This is a genomic window from Caulobacter sp. GW821-FHT10A10 (genome assembly GCF_059415745.1).
This window is the reverse complement of sequence record NZ_JBWKNV010000001.1, coordinates 156,503-175,490: the sequence shown is the minus strand read 5'-3', so window position 1 is coordinate 175,490 and position 18,988 is coordinate 156,503. Positions and strand designations below refer to the sequence as shown.

At 69.2% G+C, this 18,988-nt stretch carries 18 protein-coding genes and 1 other RNA gene; 15 read left to right on the top strand and 4 right to left on the bottom strand.

The annotated features are described in order from the left end of the window. Window positions 1-146 precede the first annotated feature (146 nt). Window positions 147-1,973: a DUF885 domain-containing protein gene (locus AC07NS_RS00915; protein ID WP_494600760.1), complete on the top strand. Its 1,827-nt coding sequence runs from the start codon at window positions 147-149 to the stop codon at window positions 1,971-1,973. Between the two features lie 173 nt (window positions 1,974-2,146). On the opposite strand, the gene AC07NS_RS00910 is transcribed toward AC07NS_RS00915, so the two are convergent. Both AC07NS_RS00910 and AC07NS_RS00905 read right to left on the bottom strand, forming a co-directional pair. Beyond that, window positions 2,147-2,761, bottom strand: coding sequence for a pyridoxamine 5'-phosphate oxidase family protein (locus AC07NS_RS00910; RefSeq protein ID WP_494600758.1), 615 nt, complete (start codon window positions 2,759-2,761; stop codon window positions 2,147-2,149). 52 nt (window positions 2,762-2,813) lie between these two features. Next, the gene (locus tag AC07NS_RS00905; protein ID WP_233245331.1) at window positions 2,814-3,176 is read right to left on the bottom strand and encodes a response regulator; all 363 of its coding nucleotides are present in this window, start codon (window positions 3,174-3,176) and stop codon (window positions 2,814-2,816) included. Window positions 3,177-3,410: 234 nt separating this feature from the next. Between AC07NS_RS00905 and AC07NS_RS00900 the strand changes: the two genes are divergently transcribed. The 3 genes from AC07NS_RS00900 (at window position 3,411) to AC07NS_RS00890 (ending at window position 5,807) form a co-directional block, all read left to right on the top strand. After that, window positions 3,411-4,217 (top strand): crotonase/enoyl-CoA hydratase family protein, encoded by an 807-nt coding sequence (locus AC07NS_RS00900; protein WP_494600757.1) that lies wholly within the window; start codon window positions 3,411-3,413, stop codon window positions 4,215-4,217. Between the two features lie 2 nt (window positions 4,218-4,219). Next, window positions 4,220-4,822, top strand: a complete 603-nt coding sequence (locus tag AC07NS_RS00895; RefSeq protein ID WP_494600755.1) for a DUF3052 family protein — start codon at window positions 4,220-4,222, stop codon at window positions 4,820-4,822. An 88-nt stretch (window positions 4,823-4,910) separates the two neighbouring features. Next, window positions 4,911-5,807: a bestrophin family protein gene (locus AC07NS_RS00890; protein WP_494600754.1), complete on the top strand. Its 897-nt coding sequence runs from the start codon at window positions 4,911-4,913 to the stop codon at window positions 5,805-5,807. A gap of 168 nt (window positions 5,808-5,975) precedes the next feature. Here AC07NS_RS00890 and AC07NS_RS00885 read toward each other — a convergent pair whose 3' ends face one another. Beyond that, window positions 5,976-6,551 (bottom strand): hypothetical protein, encoded by a 576-nt coding sequence (locus AC07NS_RS00885; RefSeq protein ID WP_494600752.1) that lies wholly within the window; start codon window positions 6,549-6,551, stop codon window positions 5,976-5,978. A 252-nt stretch (window positions 6,552-6,803) separates the two neighbouring features. Next, window positions 6,804-8,279, bottom strand: a complete 1,476-nt coding sequence (locus AC07NS_RS00880; RefSeq protein WP_494600750.1) for a flavin-containing monooxygenase — start codon at window positions 8,277-8,279, stop codon at window positions 6,804-6,806. Window positions 8,280-8,442: 163 nt separating this feature from the next. On the opposite strand from AC07NS_RS00880, the gene AC07NS_RS00875 reads away from it, so the two are divergent. The 11 genes from AC07NS_RS00875 to mraY all read left to right on the top strand — a co-directional run bounded on the left by AC07NS_RS00875 (window position 8,443) and on the right by mraY (window position 18,983). Further along, window positions 8,443-9,336 (top strand): DMT family transporter, encoded by an 894-nt coding sequence (locus tag AC07NS_RS00875; protein WP_494600748.1) that lies wholly within the window; start codon window positions 8,443-8,445, stop codon window positions 9,334-9,336. Next, on the top strand, window positions 9,333-10,058 hold the full coding sequence (locus AC07NS_RS00870; RefSeq protein ID WP_494600746.1) for an N-acetylmuramoyl-L-alanine amidase: 726 nt from the start codon (window positions 9,333-9,335) through the stop codon (window positions 10,056-10,058). The genes AC07NS_RS00875 and AC07NS_RS00870 overlap by 4 nt, the downstream gene beginning before the upstream one ends. Continuing rightward, window positions 10,058-10,663: an FMN-binding negative transcriptional regulator gene (locus tag AC07NS_RS00865; RefSeq protein WP_494600744.1), complete on the top strand. Its 606-nt coding sequence runs from the start codon at window positions 10,058-10,060 to the stop codon at window positions 10,661-10,663. The genes AC07NS_RS00870 and AC07NS_RS00865 overlap by 1 nt, the downstream gene beginning before the upstream one ends. Before the next feature lie 127 nt (window positions 10,664-10,790). Beyond that, an RNA gene (gene rnpB / locus AC07NS_RS00860) (RNase P RNA component class A) lies at window positions 10,791-11,174 on the top strand. A 262-nt stretch (window positions 11,175-11,436) separates the two neighbouring features. After that, entirely contained in the window at window positions 11,437-11,904 is a 468-nt protein-coding gene (locus tag AC07NS_RS00855; RefSeq protein WP_492853616.1) for a division/cell wall cluster transcriptional repressor MraZ, read from the top strand. Continuing rightward, on the top strand, window positions 11,901-12,842 hold the full coding sequence (gene rsmH / locus AC07NS_RS00850; RefSeq protein WP_494600742.1) for a 16S rRNA (cytosine(1402)-N(4))-methyltransferase RsmH: 942 nt from the start codon (window positions 11,901-11,903) through the stop codon (window positions 12,840-12,842). The genes AC07NS_RS00855 and rsmH overlap by 4 nt, the downstream gene beginning before the upstream one ends. Beyond that, the gene (gene ftsL / locus AC07NS_RS00845) at window positions 12,839-13,270 is read left to right on the top strand and encodes a cell division protein FtsL (protein WP_494600741.1); all 432 of its coding nucleotides are present in this window, start codon (window positions 12,839-12,841) and stop codon (window positions 13,268-13,270) included. The genes rsmH and ftsL overlap by 4 nt, the downstream gene beginning before the upstream one ends. Next, a complete protein-coding gene (locus AC07NS_RS00840) occupies window positions 13,267-15,033 on the top strand; it encodes a peptidoglycan D,D-transpeptidase FtsI family protein (protein ID WP_494600739.1) in 1,767 nt (588 codons plus the stop codon). The genes ftsL and AC07NS_RS00840 overlap by 4 nt, the downstream gene beginning before the upstream one ends. Then, a complete protein-coding gene (locus tag AC07NS_RS00835; protein ID WP_494600737.1) occupies window positions 15,030-16,487 on the top strand; it encodes a UDP-N-acetylmuramoyl-L-alanyl-D-glutamate--2,6-diaminopimelate ligase in 1,458 nt (485 codons plus the stop codon). Before AC07NS_RS00840 ends, AC07NS_RS00835 begins: the two co-directional genes overlap by 4 nt. Continuing rightward, window positions 16,480-17,868 (top strand): UDP-N-acetylmuramoyl-tripeptide--D-alanyl-D-alanine ligase, encoded by a 1,389-nt coding sequence (locus AC07NS_RS00830; RefSeq protein WP_494600735.1) that lies wholly within the window; start codon window positions 16,480-16,482, stop codon window positions 17,866-17,868. Before AC07NS_RS00835 ends, AC07NS_RS00830 begins: the two co-directional genes overlap by 8 nt. Further along, window positions 17,868-18,983, top strand: coding sequence for a phospho-N-acetylmuramoyl-pentapeptide-transferase (mraY, locus tag AC07NS_RS00825; protein ID WP_494600733.1), 1,116 nt, complete (start codon window positions 17,868-17,870; stop codon window positions 18,981-18,983). The genes AC07NS_RS00830 and mraY overlap by 1 nt, the downstream gene beginning before the upstream one ends. Window positions 18,984-18,988 lie beyond the last annotated feature (5 nt).

Here is an 18,988-nt window from a genome sequence, read left to right as displayed (position 1 = left end):
GTCTGCGTTTCTGCCCGAATTAAGTCCAAGCTTGCTGCTTTTCACGGCGACGGGGGAATGATCTTCTCCCGCCCGTCGAGGGCCGTTGAGCGGGGGAAGGTCCGCGCCTACGGCCGCTCGAAAGCCCCTTTCAGCGAGCCGCGTCCATGCGCCTGTCCCGTCGTCATCTTCTTCTCTCGGCCGCCGCCGGCGCCGCTGCTTCCGGCCTGCCGGCTTTCGCCGCGACGCCCGCCAAGGGGCCGATCACCGATCCGAAGCTGGCCAAGCTGCTCGACGCCTTCGTCGACGAGATGCTGATCGACCAGCCCGAGGCGGCCACGGGCCTGGGCCTCGACAAGGGCGCCCGCGCGGGGCTGAAGGCCAAGCTGTCGGACAGCTCGACCGCCGGCCGTCGCGCCCAGGTCGCCGCCTATGCCGATCGCGCGGGGCGCATCGCCGCCATCGACCCCAAGACCCTCAACCCGCACGACCTGACGATCCGCGACACCGTGCTGGCGGCTCAGAAGATCGGCGCCGAGGGCGCGGCCTTCAGCTACGGCGGCGACTTCGCCAACCCCTATGTCGTCAGCCAGCAGGGCGGGGCCTATTCCTTCGTGCCGGAGTTCCTGAACTCGCAGCACGGTATCGAGACCGCCGCCGACGTCGACGCCTATGTCTCGCGCCTGGCCGCCTTCGCCAAGGTGGTCGACCAGGAGAACGGCCGCATCGCCGAGGACGTCGGCGCCGGCGTCATCCCGCCGAGCTTCATCCTCGACAACGCCATTGGCCAGCTGACCGAGATGCGCGCCCAGAAGGCCGCCGACAGCCGCATGGTCGGCTCGTTGGCCGAGCGCGCCAAGGCCAAGGGCTTGGCCGACCGCGCGGGCGATGCGACGAAGATCATCGAGGGCGAGGTCTATCCGGCCCTCGACCGCCAGATCGCCGCCTTGAAGGCCGCGCGCGACAAGGCCGACGACAAGGCCGGCGTCTGGAAGCTGCCGCAGGGCGAGGCCTATTACGGCTGGGGCCTGCGCTACAACACCACCACGACCATGGGCGCCGAGGAGATCCACGCCCTGGGCCTGGAGCAGGGCCGCGAGATCGCCGCCCGCATGGACGTGCTGCTGAAAGGCCAGGGCCTGACGCAGGGCACGGTCGGCGAGCGGGTCACCGCCCTGACCAAGGATCCGCGCTATCTCTATCCCGACACCGACGCGGGCCGCGCCGACCTGCTGGCCTATCTCAACGACCGCATCGCCGCCATCCGCCTGCTGATGCCCAAGCTCTCGCGCCTGGGCCTGAAGGCCGACGTGATGGTCAAGGCGGTGCCGAAGGAAATCCAGGACGGCGCGCCGCAAGGCTATATGAATTTCGCTTCGCTCGACGGCTCGCGCCCGGCGATCTACTACATCAACCTGAAAAACATGGGCAATTGGCCCAAGTTCAGCCTGCCGACCCTGACCACCCACGAGGCCATTCCCGGCCACGCCTGGCAGGGCGCGTACCTGGCCGAGCGGGCCAGCCAGATCCCGACGATCAGCTCGCTGATGGGCTTCGGCGCCTTCGTCGAGGGCTGGGCGCTGTATGCCGAGCAGATCGCCGACGAGGCCGGCTACTACGAGGGCGACCCGCTGGGCCAGCTGGGCTACCTGCAGGCCCAGCAGTTCCGCGCCGCCCGCCTGGTGGTCGACACCGGCCTGCACCACAAGCGCTGGACCCGCGACCAGGCGGTGGAGTTCATGACCTCGACCACCGGCCGCGCCAAGCCGGCCATGGTCAGCGAGGTCGACCGCTACTGCGCCAGCCCCGGCCAGGCCTGCGCCTACAAGATCGGGCACACCGAGATCCTGCGCCTGCGCGAAAAGGCCAAGGCGGCGCTGGGTCCGCGCTTCGACCTGCGCGACTTCAACGACGCCGTGGTCTCGACCGGCGGCACGCCGCTGACCGTGCTGGGCGAGGTGGTGGATCGCTATGTGAAGACGACGAAGGGCTGATCCTGATCCCTCTCCCCTTGCGGGAGAGGGTGGCCTCCGAAGGAGGTCGGGTGAGGGGTCTCTCAGAAGCAAGACGCCGCGACAGCCGATCAGCTGCCGCGGCGTTTTTCGTGGGGGCGACCCCTCATCCGTCGGCTTTCGCCGACACCTTCTCCCGCAAGGGGAGAAGGATTTCACCACATCGTCGCCGCCGCCCTTGCGGGCCAGGCCTCGTCGTAGGCTGGGCCGCCGACCTCGCCTTCGGTCACCGCCGCCAGCATGGCCCCGGCGCTCGGGATGGTCTTCGGGTCGACCTGGCTCTCGGCCTTCCACAGCCCCGAGCGCATCACCGCCCGGGCGCATTGGAAATAGCACTCCTCGATCGTGACGATCAGGGCCGTACGCGGCGCCTTGCCCTCGACCGTCAGGCTTTCCAGGAGCGCCGGCTCGACGCTGATCACGGCCCGGCCGTTGACGCGGAAGGTGGTGCCCGAGCCGGGGATCAGGAACAGCAGGGCCACGCGCGGGTCGCGGACGATGTTGCGCAGGCTGTCGATGCGGTTGTTGCCGCGGCGGTCGGGCAGGACCAGCGTGCGGTCGTCGGCGATGGTCACCAGGCCGTGGGCGTCGCCGCGCGGGCTGCAATCCAGGCCCTCGGGTCCCACCGTGGCCAGGGCCAGGAACGGCGAGGCTTCGACGAGCGCGCGATAGTGCGGGGTGAGCCGGTCGCTGACCTTGACCGTCGAGGCCGGAACCGGGGCGGGGCTGTAGATCGCCTCCAGCGCCTCGAGCGTGTCGATGATCGCCATCCGCCGTCCTCCCCATATCCGAGAGGGAAGCTAGCAGGCGTAACCCGGCTCGTCAGGCCCGGCTGTCGAGGGCCTGCTGGCAGGCCTCGGCCAGGCGCCGGGGCGAGATCGGCTTGTCGACGATGGCGCGGCGGGCGTTGGCCAGCTGGTCGGCGTTGCCGGTGACGAACACCGTCGGGATGCGGCCCAGCTTGGCCTCGATGGCCTCGACCGCCTCCAGTCCCGTGCCGCCGATGATGCGGAAATCGGCGGTGATCAGGTCGGGCGCGCGGGCCAGGGCGCAACTGAGCGCTTCCTGCGGGCTGTCGGCGATGTCGAAGCTTGAATAGCCCTGGGCGGCGAGAAGCGCCTCGACCTCGAGGGCGATGAGGATCTCGTCCTCGATAATGAGCGCGTGGCCTTGGGACCTTGTCACTGCACTTACGCCAATCCGCTGTCGTCCCTGACAAGACTACAACCCGAACTTTCAGGCTGCGCCAATCGAATTCGCGCTTGGGTTTTCAGAAATGTGTCTCTGCACGCACGAACCCTCACGGGCGCGTGATGGCGCCGCCCGTTCCGCGAGAGCCGCTGGGGGCGGTTTCCCTCGCGAGCCGAAAGCCTCTATTCAAACGGAAAACAGAAAACATCGCAGGAGCGCCCAAACCCCATGTCGTCCCAGCCCCTCGTCCTCACCGAAAAGCGCGGCCACGTCGCCATCCTCACCCTCAACCGCCCCGAGGCGCTGAACGCCCTGGGCGCGCCGGGCGACGGCGACCAGGTGGCGGCCGCCTGCGAGGCGATCAACGACGACCAGCAGATCCGCTGCGTGATCCTGACGGGCGCCGGCAAGGCCTTCTCGGCCGGCGGCGACGTCAAGGCGATGAAGGCCCGCGAGGGCGCCTTCGGCGGCAACGGCGTGGCCGTGCGCGACGGCTACCGCAAGAACATCCACCGCATCGTGCGGGCCATCTACGGCCTGGAGGTCCCGTCGATCGCGGCGGTCAACGGCGCGGCCATCGGCCTGGGCTGCGACGTGGCCTGCATGACCGACATCCGCATCGCCGCCGACACGGCCAAGTTCGGGGTGACCTTCCTGAAGCTCGGCCTGATCCCCGGCGACGGCGGCGCCTGGCTGATGCCGCGCACCGTCGGCATGAGCCGAGCGGCCGAACTGCTGTTCACCGGCGACGTCATCGACGCGGCCAAGGCGGCCGAGTGGGGCCTGATCAGCCGCGCCGTGCCCTCGGGCGACCTGATGGGCGAGGCCCTCGCGCTCGCCGAACGGATCGCCCAGCAGCCGCCGCACGCCTTGCGCATGGCCAAGAGTCTGCTCAAGCACGGCCAGACGGCGAGCTACGACACCCTGATGGAGATGAGCGCCGCCGCTCAGGCCATCGCCCACCACACCGAGGACCACATGGAAGGCGTCGACGCCATTCTCGAAAAGCGCCAGCCCACGTTCCGGGGCGCCTGATCATGGGCAAGGAGGCGCGGGCCTGGGGCCAGCTCAGCGACGGCGAAAGCGACGGCAAGCTCCTGTGGGAGCCGCCCAAGCTGATCTTCCGCGGAGCGGTGCGCGGCATCTACCAGGGCCACGCCCTGCGCGGGATTCGCACCGAGGGCGACGACATCGTGCTCAGCGACGGCACGCGCTTCACCCTCGATCCGGGCCAGGCGGACAAGTGGGTGCACGCCATCCTCAATCCGCCTTCGCGCCTCGACAAGCTGGGTGTGAAGCCGGGCATGAAGGTGGTGGTCGACGGCGTCGACGACGAGGCGTTCCTCGAGGAACTGGCCGGCCGGGTCGAGGTCGAAACCGGCACGGCGGAAGACTTCGAAGAGGTCGACCTGCTGTTCCTGGCCGCCGACGACCTGGCCGAGCTGGACCGGCTGGAAGACATTCAGGGCGTGCTGGCCGAGAAGGGCGCGATCTGGATCGTCTCCCAGAAGGGCAAGAGCGCGCCGCTGAAAGACACCGACGTCCTGGGCGCGGCTCGCGGCGTGGGCCTGTCGGACACCAAGGTCTGCGGCTTCTCGGCCACCCACACGGCGCTGCGGTTCGTGGTGCGGAAGGGGTAGGGGTCCCTCTTTTGCCCGTCATTCCCGCCACAAGGGCGGGAATGACGGGAAGAAGGATTGCGCAGCTCTTGTACGACGGAGCCGGATCATGATCGTCGGACGTCGCGCCGGCCTTTTCGAAATCGCCTTCGCCCTGCGCGGCTCGATCCTGCCCAGGATCGCGGGGCGGCTGGTGGTGCTGCTCCTGATGTCGGTCGCGGCCGTGCTGGTGGCCCAGCGCTGGCCGGCGGCGCTGGAGCGCTTGAGCGCCGTGCCGTTCACCCTGATCGGCCTGTCGCTGTCGATCTTCATGAGCTTCCGGAACAACGCCTGCTACGACCGCTGGTGGGAGGCGCGGAAGCTGTGGGGGCAGCTGATCATCGCCGCCCGCAATTTCGCCCGGCAGACGCAAGGCCTGCCCCAGCCGGCGCGCGAACCCCTGCTCCTGGGCCTGGCCGCCTTCGCCGGCGGGCTGGCCGCGCGCCTGAGGGACGGCGACGAACAGGCTGCGATCACGCGCTGGCGCGACCTGCCGGCCCTGGCCGCCGCTCCCAATCCGACCGATGCGATCCTGGCCGCCGTCGGCGCCGACTGCGCCCGGCTGCAGGGCGAGGGGCTGCTGACGCCGATCCACCTGTCGGTCCTGGAGGTCCAGCTGACCGAGCTGGGGCACGTGCAGGGCGGCTGCGAGCGGATCAAGACCACGCCGCCGCCTTTCTCCTACTCGCTCATGCTGCACCGGACGGCGCACGTGTTCTGTCTGATGCTGCCGTTCGCCCTGGCCCACGCCCTGGGCTGGTGGACGCCGGTGCTGGTGCTGCTGACCGGCTACACCTTCTTCGGCCTCGACGCCCTGGGCGACCAGCTGGAGGACCCGTTCGGCCTGGAGGACAACGACCTGCCGCTCGACGCCATGGTGCGCACGGTGGAGCGCGACCTGCTGTTCTCGCTGGGGCGCGAGGACTTGCCGCCGGTGATCGAGGCGGAGGGGTATCGGCTGACCTAAATCCTTCTCCCCTTGCGGGAGAAGGTGGCGGTCGAAGACCGACGGATGAGGGGTTGCACGAACGAAAACGCCGCGACGGCTGATCAGCTGTCGCGGCGTTTCATTTCTGAGAGACCCCTCACCCGACCTCCGTCGGAGGCCACCCTCTCCCGCAAGGGGAGAGGGATCTTAGAACCGCTGCTTGCAGCCCTGCTTCTGGTGCACCCCGCGCAGGAAGCCGCGGCGGGCCAGGCCCGCGTCGCCGAGGGCTTCGAGGTGGCGGTCGGCGGGCGCCGCGCCGGAAATCTCGCGCACCAGGCTGCGGAACGGGATGATCGAGTTGATCAGCGTCTTGCCGCCGGCCTCGGCCAGCTTGCCGGCGCGGTTTTCCTTGTACTCGTTGTCGGTCTTGTAGTCGGGGCCCAGCACCTCGTTCAGGCGCTCGATCTCGACCGTCAGCTTGGCGCAGCTCTTCAGACCCTTGAGGCTGTAGGGATCGGCCAAGGCCTCCTCCAGCACCGGCGGGATCTTCTTCTTCGACAGGCCGACGTCGCGCACCGGCTGGGTGCCGATCTCCATCGACTTCTCGCGCCAGCCGTCGGGCCGGCCGTCGCCGTCGGAGTCCTTGGCGGGCGGAGGGGGCGGCTTGCTGGCCGTGGCGGTGGTCGGCGCCTTGGCCGGATAGCTCGGCTGGGCGGTCGCGCAGCCTGTGGCCATGAACGCCGCCGCGCCCAGGACCGCCATCGTCGTCAAAGTCGCGCGCATCGCACCCCCGCATCCTGCTGATCGCCCATCATAGGCTGATGAACGCTGATCAGGAACGGCAAGCTGGGCCTTGGGTTCCGGGATGAGGGGCGACCTTGCAACATAAGGCCGCCTTCCTGGGCCTTGTGCCCAGGATCCAGCGTTCCGCCTGCTCAGACCTTTCAAGAACGATCAAGGTCTGAGCGGTCGCTGGCATGGGCCCTCGCCACAAGGGCGAGGGAGGCGGGTTTTGTCGTGGGAGGCGTTCGGGACCTACGCCGCCGCCTTGGCCTTGCGCCGCCCGAACCGCATCACCCCGTCCTCCAGCTTGCCCAGCCTCAGGGCGGCCAGGTCCAGGGCGTAGTTCTGGTGCACCTTCCACGGCGTCTTGGTCCCCTGCTTGGGGAACTTGTCCATGGCCCGCTGGACGTAGCCCGACGAGAAGTCGAGCCAGGGAACGGCCTCCATGTCCGGCTGGTCGAGATGGGGCATGCACCAGTCGGCGCCGGCGCGGTCCATGTGGGTCAGCAGGCGGCAGACATATTCGCTGGTCAGGTCCGCCTTCAGCGTCCAAGAGGCGTTGGTGTAGCCGAAGGCCGAGGCCAGGTTCGGCACGTCGCTGAACATCATGCCCTTGTAGCTGAAGCCCTTGGCCAGATCGACGGACCGGCCGTCGACGACCACCTCCATGCCGCTCATCAGCTGCATGCGCAGACCCGTGGCGGTGACGACGATGTCGGCGGGCAGGGTCTGGCCCGACTTCAGCAGAAGACCCTCCTCGGTGAAGGTCTCGATCTGGTCGGTGACCACCGAGGCCGAGCCGGCGCCGATCGCCGCGAACAGGTCGGCGTCGGGCACCAGGCACAGCCGCTGGTCCCAGGGATTGTAGCGCGGCGTGAAGTGGGTCTCGACGTCGTAGTCCTTGGGCAGCTGCTCGCGGACCAGATCGATCAACTGCTGCTTCACCTTGGCCGGCTTCTTCCGGGAGAGATTGAAGAACAGCATGGTGATCAGCACGTTCTTCCAGCGCGTGATCCCGTAGGCGGTCATGGCGGGCAGGCGCTTGCGCATCCAGTTGGCCAGGCCGTCCTCGGCGGGCCGCGAGACCACATAGGTCGGCGAGCGCTGCAGCATCGTCACATGGGCTGCGGTCTTGGCCATCTCGGGCACGATGGTCACCGCCGTCGCGCCGCTGCCGATCACCACCACCTGCTTGCCGGCGTAGTCGAGATCCTCGGGCCAGTGCTGGGGGTGGACGATGCGGCCCTGGAAGCGCTCGGTTCCCTCGAAGTCGGGGGTGTAGCCGGCGTCGTAGGCGTAGTAGCCGGCGCACATGTAGAGGAAGCCGCAGCTGATCTTCACCGTCTCGCCGGTATCGAGCCGCTCGGCCTCGACGGTCCAGCTGGCGGTCTCGCTGCACCATTCGGCGCGGCGCACCTTGTGGCGGAAGCGGATGTGTTCGTTGACGCCGGCTTCGGTCGCGGTCTCGCGCACATAGTTCAGGATCGACGGGCCGTCGGCGATGGCTTTCGCCTCGCGCCATGGCTTGAAGGAATAGCCCAGGGTGTACATGTCGCTGTCCGAGCGGATGCCCGGATAGCGGAACAGGTCCCAGGTGCCGCCGATGGCGTCTCGAGCCTCGAGGATGGCGTAGGTCTTGCCCGGGCAACGCCGCGTCAGGTGATGGGCTGCGCCGATCCCCGACAGGCCCGCGCCCACGATCAGGACGTCGAAGTATTCGGCCGTCATCAGTGTCTCCGTCCCCGTATGGCGGTCCGGTTGGTCCGGACGCTGTCTTCAAGTGAACGATGTTCACCAGCAAACGTCCGTTTGGACGCTGCGTCAATCGCGGCGTCGAAACCGGAGTCGGTTTTCATTGCGCATGGTCCTGCTCGCCAAGTATGCGGAGAGCATGTCCTTGCGTGACTTCGGCCTTCTGGTGCTGGTCTGCCTGATCTGGGCCAGCAACAACATCGTCTCCAAGATCGTGGTCGCCCACTGGGGCGTGCCGCCGCTGTTCTACGCGGCGGTGCGGTTCGGCCTGGTCGCGGCGGTGACGCTGCCATGGCTGCTGCCGGCGCCGCGTCCGGCCTGGCGCATGCTGGCCGTGGGCGTGCTGATGGGGGCGGGCGGTTTCGCCTTGCTGTTCATGGGCTTCAAGACCGCCTCGCCGTCGGCCGCGGCGGTGGTGGTGCAGGCGGGCGTACCCTTCACCACCCTGCTGTCGGTGCTGATGCTGGGCGAGAAGATCCACTGGCGGCGCGGAATCGGCATCGCCCTGACCCTGGCCGGCGCGCTGATCGTGATCTGGAACCCGCACGGCTTTTCGCTGTCGGTCGGCCTGTGGCTGATCGTGGCCTCGGCCCTGGCCGGGTCGCTGGGCGCGGTGATGATGAAGCAGATCGAGCGGGTGAAGCCCTTGCAGCTGCAGGCCTGGGTGGGTTTCACCTCGGTGTGGATCCTGGCCGCCGCCAGCTTCGCCATGGAGCCCGGCGCTTCGGCCAAGGCGTTCGAGGCCGGCTGGCCGTTCGTCGCCGCCGTCGCCTATTCGGCCCTGGTGGTGTCGGTGATCGCCCACACCGGCTATTACGGCCTGATCCAGCGCTACGAGGCCAACCTGATCGCTCCGCTCACCCTGATGACCCCGCTGATGACCATTGGGCTCGGTGTCGCCATCACCCACGACCATTTCGACCTGCGCATGGGGATCGGCGCGGCGCTGGCGCTCGCGGGCGTGCTGATCGTCGCCCTGCGCAGGAACCAGGTGACGCCGCTGCTGATGCTTCTCAAGGACCGCTCCCAATGACCATCGTCGAGGCCCCGTCGCCCAATTTCGACGCCCGCAAGGCCGTGCCCGACACCGTCGTGCTGCACTATACCGGCATGGAGAGCGGCGAGGCGGCCATCGAGCGCCTGCGCGATCCCGAGGCCAAGGTCAGCGCCCACTACGTGGTGGAAGAAGACGGTCGGGTGTTCCGCCTGGTGGCCGAGGAGCGTCGCGCCTGGCACGCCGGCGCGGCCTTCTGGAAGGGCGTCAAGGACATCAACTCGTCCTCGATCGGCATCGAGATCGTCAATCCGGGCCACGAGTTCGGCTATCGCGCCTTTCCCGACGTCCAGATCGCCGCGGTGATCAACCTGCTGGCCGATATCCGCTCGCGCTGGACCATCGACGACGACCGCATCATCGGCCATTCCGATGTGGCGCCGGCCCGCAAGATCGATCCGGGCGAGCTCTTCCCCTGGAAGCGCCTGGCCGAAAGCGGCCATGGCCTGTGGGTCGAGCCGCCGTCCTCGCCGGGCGCGCCGCTGGGCCGGGGCGAGCAGGGCACGGGCGTCTTCGCGTTGCAGGCTGGCCTGACCCGCCTGGGCTTCGACTGCGCCCCGTCGGGCGAGTACGACGAGTGGACCGAGACGGTCGTCGGCGCCTTCCAGCGCCATTGGCTGCAGAGCCGCTTCGACGGCGTCGCCGACGGCGAGACCCGGGCGCGGCTGGTGGGCCTGCTGCGGGCCGCGGCGGGCGCCTGATGCATCCGGCCAAGGCTTTCCACCTCGAGGATCGCGCGCGGCTGCTCGCCTTCCTCGCCGAGCACTCGTTCGTCACCCTGTGCGCCAGCGTCGCTGGCCGGCCGTTCGCGGCCCACGCCCCGGTGGTGGTGCGCGACCTGGGCGACGACGGCCTCTTCCTCGACTTCCATCTGTCGCGGGCGAACGCCGTGGCGGGCGCGGTGGTCACCGGCTTCTCGGCCGTCGCCGTCGCCATGGGCCCGCACGCCTATGTCAGCCCCGACTGGTACGGGACAGACGATCAGGTCCCGACCTGGAACTACGTCTCCGTCGAGGCCGAGGGTTTCGTCACGCCGCTGTCGGAGGCCGAGACGATTGTCCTGCTCGACGACCTGTCGGCTCAGGAAGAGGCGCGCCTCCTGCCCAAGCCGATCTGGACGCGGGACAAGATGACGCCCGCGAAGTTCGACGCTCTGCTGCGCGGCATCGTCGGCGCGCGCCTGCACGTCGAGCGCCTGGAAGGCACGTTCAAGCTCGGCCAGAACAAGCGCGAGGCCGAGCGGGCGGGCGTGATCGAAGCGCTGGGCGATCACCCGGTGGCGGGGTGGATGCGGGGCGCGGGCTAGGCTCGGCCTGTCCCATTTCTCCCGTCATTCCCGCCCTTGTGGCGGGAATGACGGGAGGTGAAGGGAGGGCGCGCACGGCGCATCGGTCATTGACCTTCCAGCCCCGGCGCCGCAAACAGCGCGCGGACCAGATGGCCGGGCGATCGCGGTATCCCGTAAGGGAATCGAGGAAAGTCCGGGCTCCACGGTGACAAGGCGGTGGGTAACGCCCACCGGGAGCGATCCCAGGGAAAGCGCCACAGAAAGCAAACCTCCTCCCTACGGGGCGGGAAGGGTGAAAGGGTGGGGTAAGAGCCCACCGCGGACCTGGCGACAGGGACGGCATGGCAAGCCCCGCCTGGAGCAAGACCGAATAGGGATCCCGCGCCGGTTCGCCGGCTAGGTCGTCACTGGCCGAGAGGATCCGGGTTGGTCGCGAGAGCCGTCCAGCAATGGGCGGCCAAGAGGAATGATCGTCGCGTCCCTGTTCACAGGGGCGGCACAGAACCCGGCTTACAGGCCGTCTGGTCCATAAATTCCACCGCAATCCCAAGCGACTCCCCGGGCCCCGAAATGGGCCCGGATGGGCCGCGTCTGTGCGCGGGTCTGTGGATAAATATCGGGTTGTCTGTATGTTCCGAAATTAACCATTTCATGCGGTCTGATATTACCGCTAGCGCCTTTGAATTCCTGACGAAATGGCCTCTGGTGTCATTGTTTCCCAGTTCATCCCATGTTAACCCATTCGGGCCGGATCGATCCATGGCGGGGCGACGGCTTTTGAGGTTGGCGGGGTGTTCCTCTCGACGTTCGAGAAGCAGCTGGACAGCAAGCGGCGCATCGTTGTGCCGCAGGAGTTCCGCGCCGCCGTCTCGGGCCCGTTCGACGGCATCTTCTGCTTCCCCTCCATCGAGGCCGACTGCCTGGAAGCCGGCGGCAAGGCCCTGTTCGACCGCTACCAGTCGGTGATCGACGAGCTGCCCTTCGGCGACCCGGTGCGTTCGGCCCTGGAGACCAGCGTCCTGGGCGGCATGGCCAAGCTGTCGTTCGACACCGCTGGCCGCATCACCCTGCCCGACGTCCTGTGCGACACCTTCGGCCTGACCGACGACGTGACGATCGTCGGCCTGGGCGAGCGCTTCCAGATCTGGTCGCGCGACGCCTTCCAGGCCCATCGCGCCGCCCAGCGCGAGCTGGCCCGCGACGGCCTGGCCGCCCTGCGCGCCCAGCAGCGCGTCGCGCGCCTGGGAGGCGCTGCATGAGCGCGGCCCCGCACATCTCGGTCCTGCTGGGCGAAGTGGTTCAGGCGCTCGACGCCAAGCCGGGCGACATGGTGCTGGACGGCACCTTCGGCGCCGGCGGCTACACCCGCGCGATCATGGCGACGGGGGCCTCCGTCACGGCCTTCGATCGCGATCCGACGGTGCAGCGTTTCACGGCCGACCTTTCCGCGGCGGATGGTCGCTTTCGGCTGATTCAGGACCGTTTCTCGCAAATCAGCGCCTATTTTCAGGACGCGTCGGTCGACGGCGTAACCCTGGATCTTGGCGTCTCATCCATGCAGCTCGACGAAGCCGAGCGCGGCTTCTCCTTCATGCGCGACGGTCCGCTGGACATGCGCATGGGCGATGACGGCCCCACGGCTGCCGATCTCGTCAACACCCTGGACCAGACCGAACTGGCCCGCATCCTCTATGTCTACGGCGAGGAGCACGCCTCGCGCCGCGTGGCCAGCTTCATCGTCCGGCGTCGCGCCGAAGAGCCGTTCACCCGCACGCTGGACCTGGCGGCCGTGATCGAGCGCGCTCTGGGCGGCCGCAAGGGCGCCAAGGTGCATCCGGCCACGCGCTCGTTCCAAGGCTTGCGCATCGCCGTCAACGACGAGCTGGGCGAACTGGAAGCGGGCCTCGCCGCCGCCGAGCGCGCGCTGAAGCCGGGCGGCCGCCTGGCCGTGGTGACCTTCCATTCGCTGGAAGACCGCATCGTCAAGAATTTCCTGGCCGAACGCGCCGGTCGCACGCCGGGCGGCTCGCGCCACGCGCCGCCGACCGCCGCCGGCGCGCCGCCCAGCTTCCAGCTGATCTCGACCAAGGCCATCGCGCCGGGCGAAGCCGAACTGGCCGCCAATCCTCGCGCCCGTTCCTCGAAGCTGCGCGCGGCGATCCGCACCGAGGCCCCCGTCTGGGAGGCCTCGGCATGAGGATCTCGGAGGCCTTCAATCGCCGCGTGCGCGGCTTCCGCGTCGTCGATCTGGTCGGCGTGGGCGTGCTGCTGACCCTGGTGCTGGGCGTCTACATGGCGAAAGCCTTCGCCGGTCGCGAGCGCGCCGAGATCGCCTCGGTCGAGCGCCAGATCGAGGAAGAGCGCGTCCAGGTCCGCCTGCTGCAGGCCGAGGTCGCCCACCTGGAGCAGCCGCGCCGCATCGAGTCCCTGGCCCAGGCCGCGCAGTTGGCTCCGATCGCAGCCGATCGCGAGACCAGCGAAGACGCCCTGATCGACGTCGCCCGTCGTCCTGCCAAGCCGTCCAAGTCCGCTGCGGCCCCGGCTCCCGCGCCGAGCGAGGCCCTGGCCGGCGCCGACGCGCCCGACGGCACGACCGACCAGCCGGACGAGGAGGCTCCGCGATGAGCCTCGCCAACCTCGTCCCGCAAGGCGGCGGCCCGGCCTGGCGCTGGGTCGTCGAACGCGTCTGGCGTCTGGAGCACGCCTTCGAGCGCTCGCGCGCCGCGGCCAAGCCGGAAGACGACACCAGCATCCGCATCTTCTTCGTCCTGGCCCTGTTCGCCTGCGCCTTCATGGTGCTGGCCATCGGCGCCACCTGGGCGGCGGTGTTCTCCAATCCCAACAAGAACAGCGGCTATCTGGCGGCCATGGAGGGCGCGCGCGGCGACCTCGTCGACCGCGAAGGCAAGCTGCTGGCCGTCGACCTGACCCACTACGCCCTCTACGTCGATCCCAAGGAAGTCTGGGACGCCAAGGCCACCCGCGCCGCCCTGGGCAAGGCCCTGCCGCAGGTGCCGGGCAAGCGCCTGGACAAGGCCGTGTTCGGCGAGCGCCGCGCCTTCCTGCTGGGCGGTCTCGATCCGGCCCAGAAGGACGCCATCTTCAACCTGGGCCTGCCGGGCGTGGAGTTCGAGGAGCAGGCTCGCCGCGTCTATCCGCTTGGCGTGTCGGCCGCGCACTTCGTCGGCTTCGTAGACGGTGGCGGCAAGGGCCTGGCCGGGGCCGAGGGCGCCCTGAACGACGACATCCACACGGCCGCCGCCAAGGGCGAGGGCGCGGCCCCGATCGCCCTGTCGATCGACCTGCGTGTCCAGGCCGCCCTTGAGGACGAGCTGCGCAAGGCCGCTCTGGAGTTTCAGCCCAAGGGCGCCGTCGGCATCGTCACCAACGTCCACACCGGCGAGATCCTGGGCCTGGCCAGCTATCCGGACTTCGACCCGAACGATCCGGGCAAGGCCAGCGACGACGCCAAGCTGAACCGCGCGGCCGCCGCCGTCTACGAGATGGGTTCGACCTTCAAGGCGTTCACCGTCGCCATCGGCCTCGACACCGGCGTGGCCACGCCGAGCTCGACCTTCGACGCCCGCGAGCCCTACAAGCTGGGTTACCGGACGATCCATGACTACCACGCCGCCCGGAAGATCCTGACCCTGGTCGAGGTGTTCCAGCACTCGTCCAACATCGGCACCGCGCGCCTGGCCGAAGGCATCGGCGCTCAGCGCCTGAGCCAGTATTACGGCAATCTGGGCCTGACCAAGCCGGCCAAGGTTGAACTGCGCGAGTCGGCCCGTCCCCTGACCCCCAAGAAGTGGGACATCGACGCGGTGGCCTCCACCTCGTTCGGTCACGGCATGAACGTCAGCCCGCTTGCTCTGGCCAGGGCGTTCGGCCCGCTGCTGAACGGCGGCACCGTGCCGCCGCTGACCATCCGCAAGCTGCAGCCGGGCGTGCGTCCGGAAGGCGCGCGGGTGCTGTCGGAAGAGACTTCGCAGCAGATGCTGCAGATCATGCGCGCCAACGTCACCGGCGGCAGCGGCAAGTCGGCCGACATCAAGGGGCTGAGCGTCGGCGGCAAGACCGGCACCGGCGAGAAGTACGACCCCTCGATCCGCGGCTACAACCACCAGCGCCAGGTCTCGTCCTTCGCCGCGGTGTTCCCCACCGAGGGGCCGATGGAGGCCGACCGCTACTTCGTGCTGATCCTGATGGACGAGCCGCACGGCACGCCCAAGACCTTCGGCTTCTCGACCGGCGGCTGGGTCGCCGCGCCGGCCGCCGGCCGCGTGATCGACCGCATCGCGCCGTTCCTCGGCGTGCAGCGCCGCACCGACCTTCTCACCATCGCCGGCGGACAGCCGAAAGCCACGACGCCAGGGGCGGGACTTTGACCAAGACGCTTTCACAGATCCTGCACCGCTCGTTCGACGCGGACCCGGCCATCGCCGGCGTCACCGCCGACAGCCGCAAGGTGCGTGAGGGCTTCCTGTTCGCCGCCCTGCCGGGCAGCAAGGTCGACGGCCGCAGCTTCATTCCGGGCGCCATCGCTTCGGGCGCGGCTGCCGTCCTGGCCCCCGACGACGTGACCGGTCTTGCCGTGCCCGTGGCCCACGCCGGCGACATCCGCCGCGCCTACGCCCTGGCCGCTGCCGAGTTCTGGGCGGACCAGCCGGCCACGGTGATCGCGGTCACCGGCACCAACGGCAAGACCTCGGTCGCCGGCTTCGCCCGCCAGATCTACGCCCTGCTGGGCAAGACCGCCGCCAGCATGGGCACGCTGGGCGTCGTCGTCAGCGCCCCGGGCGCTCCGGACCAGCAGCTGACCCCGCCGGGCCTGACCACGCCCGACGCGGCCGACGTCGCCGAGATGGCCGCCAAGCTGGCCGCCATGGGCGTGACGCACCTGGCCGTCGAGGCCTCGTCGCACGGCATCGACCAGCGCCGCCTGGACGGGCTGAAGATCAGCGCCGCCGGCTTCACCAACTTCACCCAGGATCACCTGGACTATCACGGCACCATGGGCTGCTACCGGGCGGCCAAGCTGCGCCTGTTCGAGGCCCTGCTGCCGCGCGGCGCGACCGCCGTGCTCAACGCCGACAGCGACGCCTTCCCGGCCTTCGCCGCCGCCGCCGTGACCTCGGGCGAGACCATCCTGTCGGTCGGCGCGCAAGGCCAGGGGCTGAAGCTGGTGTCGCGCGAGCCGACCCCGTGGGGCCAGTTGCTGAAGATCGCCACCCAGGACCGCGAGTTCGAAGTGAAGCTGCCGCTGGCCGGCGACTTCCAGGCGTCGAACGTGCTGGTCGCGGCTGGCTTGGTGCTGGCCACCGGCGAGGATCTGGACGCCGTGCTCGCCGCCTTGGAAAAGCTGGAAGGCGCGGCTGGCCGGCTGCAGCGCGTCGGCAAGGGCCGCGGCAAGGGCGAGGCCTATGTCGATTACGCCCACACCCCCGACGGCCTGGAGACAGTGCTCAACGCCCTGCGCCCGCACGTGCGTGGCAAGCTGGTGGCCGTGTTCGGCGCCGGCGGCGACCGTGACCGCACCAAGCGTCCGCAGATGGGCGAGATCGCCGCCCGCCTGGCCGACGTCGCCATCGTCACCGACGACAATCCGCGTTCGGAAGACCCGGCCAGCATCCGCGCCGCCATCCTCGCCGCCGCCCCGGGCGCGCGCGAGATCGGCGACCGCCGCGAGGCCATCCGCGCGGGCGTCGCCCTGCTGGAAGACGGCGACGTGCTGGTCGTGGCCGGCAAGGGTCACGAGCAGGGCCAGACCGTCGCCGGCGTCGTCCATCCGTTCGACGACGTGGCCGAGACCCTGAGCGCGCTGGAGGCCGTCGATGCCTGAGGCGCCGCTCTGGACCGCTGAAGAGATCGCCGCCGCGACCGGCGGGACCGTCGCCGGCGACTTCGCCGCGACCGGCGTGTCGATCGACAGCCGCACGGTCGAGCCGGGCGACCTGTTCGTCGCCCTGGCCGGGGTGCGCGACGGCCACGAGTTCGTCGCCCAGACCGCCGCCAAGGGCGCGGCCGGCGCGCTGGTCTCGCAATCGGTCGCCACGCCCGCCGTCGTCGTCGCCGACACCTTCACGGCCCTCGAAGCGCTGGGCGTCGCCGCCCGCGAGCGAGCGCCGCAGGCTCGTCGCGGCGCCGTCACCGGGTCGGTCGGCAAGACCAGCGTCACCCGCGCCGTCGAGGCCGGTTTGCGCCGCGCCGGCAAGGCCCACGCCTCGGTGAAGTCGTACAACAACCACATCGGCGTGCCCCTGACCCTGGCTCGCATGCCGCGCGACACGCAGCGGGCGGTGTTCGAGGTCGGCATGAACCACGCCGACGAAATCACCCCGCTGTCGAAGTTCATCCGCCCGCATGCGGTGGCGATCACCACGGTCGGCCCCGTGCACCTGGAGAACTTCGCCGAGGGCGAGATCGGCGTCGCCAAGGCGAAAGCCGAGATCTTCGACGGGCTGGAGCCCGGCGGCATCGCCGTGCTGAACGCCGACAACCAGTGGTTCGACCTGCTGAAGGCCGAAGCCGAGAAGGCCGGCGCCGTGGTGCGCAGCTTCGGCCGCGACGGGACCAGCGCCCGCCTCGTCGACTTCGTGGTCGAGGGCGCCGGCGCGACCGTCGTCGCCGAGCTGGACGGCGAGGCCGTTTCCTTCCCGATCCGCCAGACCGGCGTGCACTGGGGCCCCAACAGCCTGTGCGTGCTGCTGCTGCTGGAGGCGCTCGGCGTCGATCGCGCCACGGCGCTGGCGGCCCTGGCCGAGTTCGCGCCGATCGAAGGCCGCGGGGCTGAGCAGACGGTGGCCGTCGAGGGCGGCGCGTTTACCCTGGTGGACGAGAGCTACAACGCCAATCCGGTGTCGATGCAGGCCGCCCTGGCGACGCTGGGCGCGCGCAAGGTCAAGGGGCGCCGCATCGTCGCCCTGACCGACATGCTGGAGCTGGGCCCCGACAGCCCGCGCTTCCACGCGCAACTGGCCGAGCCGATCGCCCAGGCCGACATCGATCTGGTGTTCTGCGCCGGGCCGTTAATGATGTCGCTGTGGAACGCGCTTCCAGAGACGCGCCGCGGCGGCTATGCGGACGCCGCGCCCGAGCTGGCGCAAAAGATCGTAGCGGCCGTAGAGCCGAACGACGTGGTGATGGTGAAGGGGTCGAACGGATCTCGGGCCGGCGCTATCGCCGCCGCCCTGTCCGCGCTCGGCCGGCGGGAACAAGTCTGATGCTGTATTTCCTCTACGAATGGCTCTCGCGGGGCGGTCACGAGCACGTTCCGGTCCTGAACCTGCTGAAGTACCTGACCTTCCGCACCGGCATGTCGATGCTGACGGCCTACATCGTGGCCGTGGCCATGGGCTCGCGCTTCATCCGCTGGATGAAGGCCAAGCAGGGCAAGGGCCAGCCGATCCGCACCGATGGCATCGAGCGCCACGTGCTGGAGAAGTCCGGCACGCCCACCATGGGCGGCTTCATGATCCTGGCCGGCCTGTTCGTCGGCTCGCTGCTGTTCGCCGACCTGCGCAACGTCCACGTCTGGGTGGTGCTGGGCATCACCGCGGCCTTCGGCGTGCTGGGCTTCATGGACGACTACGCCAAGGTCACCAAGCAGACGACCGCCGGCCTTAGCAGCGGCCAGAAGCTGGTCGCCCAGTTCATCGTCTCGATCATCGCCGCCGTGGTGCTGATCCTGTTCGCGCCGAAGTCGCCGATGACGCCGGGGCTCGAGACCTCGGTGGTCTTCCCGATCCTCAAGAACCTGGTGATCAACCTGTCCTGGTTCTACGTGGCCTTCGCCGCGATCACGATCGCGGGCTTCTCCAACGCCGTGAACCTGACCGACGGCCTGGACGGCCTGGCCATCGTGCCGGTGATGTTCGCCGCCTCGACCTTCGGCCTGATCGCCTACCTCGTCGGCAACTACAAGTTCGCCGACTATCTGAACCTGCACTTCGTGCCGAGCGTCGGTGAGCTGGCGGTGCTGTGCGGCGCCATCATCGGCGGCGGCATGGGCTTCCTCTGGTATAACGCCCCGCCGGCCAAGATCTTCATGGGCGACACCGGCTCGCTGGCCCTTGGCGGCGCGCTGGGTTCGATCGCCGTCTGCGCCAAGCACGAGCTGGTTCTGGGCATCGTCGGCGGCCTGTTCGTGGCCGAGGCCCTGAGCGTGATGATCCAGGTCGCCTACTTCAAGAAGACCGGCAAGCGCATCTTCCTGATGGCGCCGATCCATCACCATTTCGAAAAGCTGGGCTGGGCCGAGAGCACCGTCGTCGTCCGTTTCTGGATCGTCGCCATGATGCTGTCGTTCGTCGGCCTCGCCACGCTGAAGCTACGGTAAGGGGG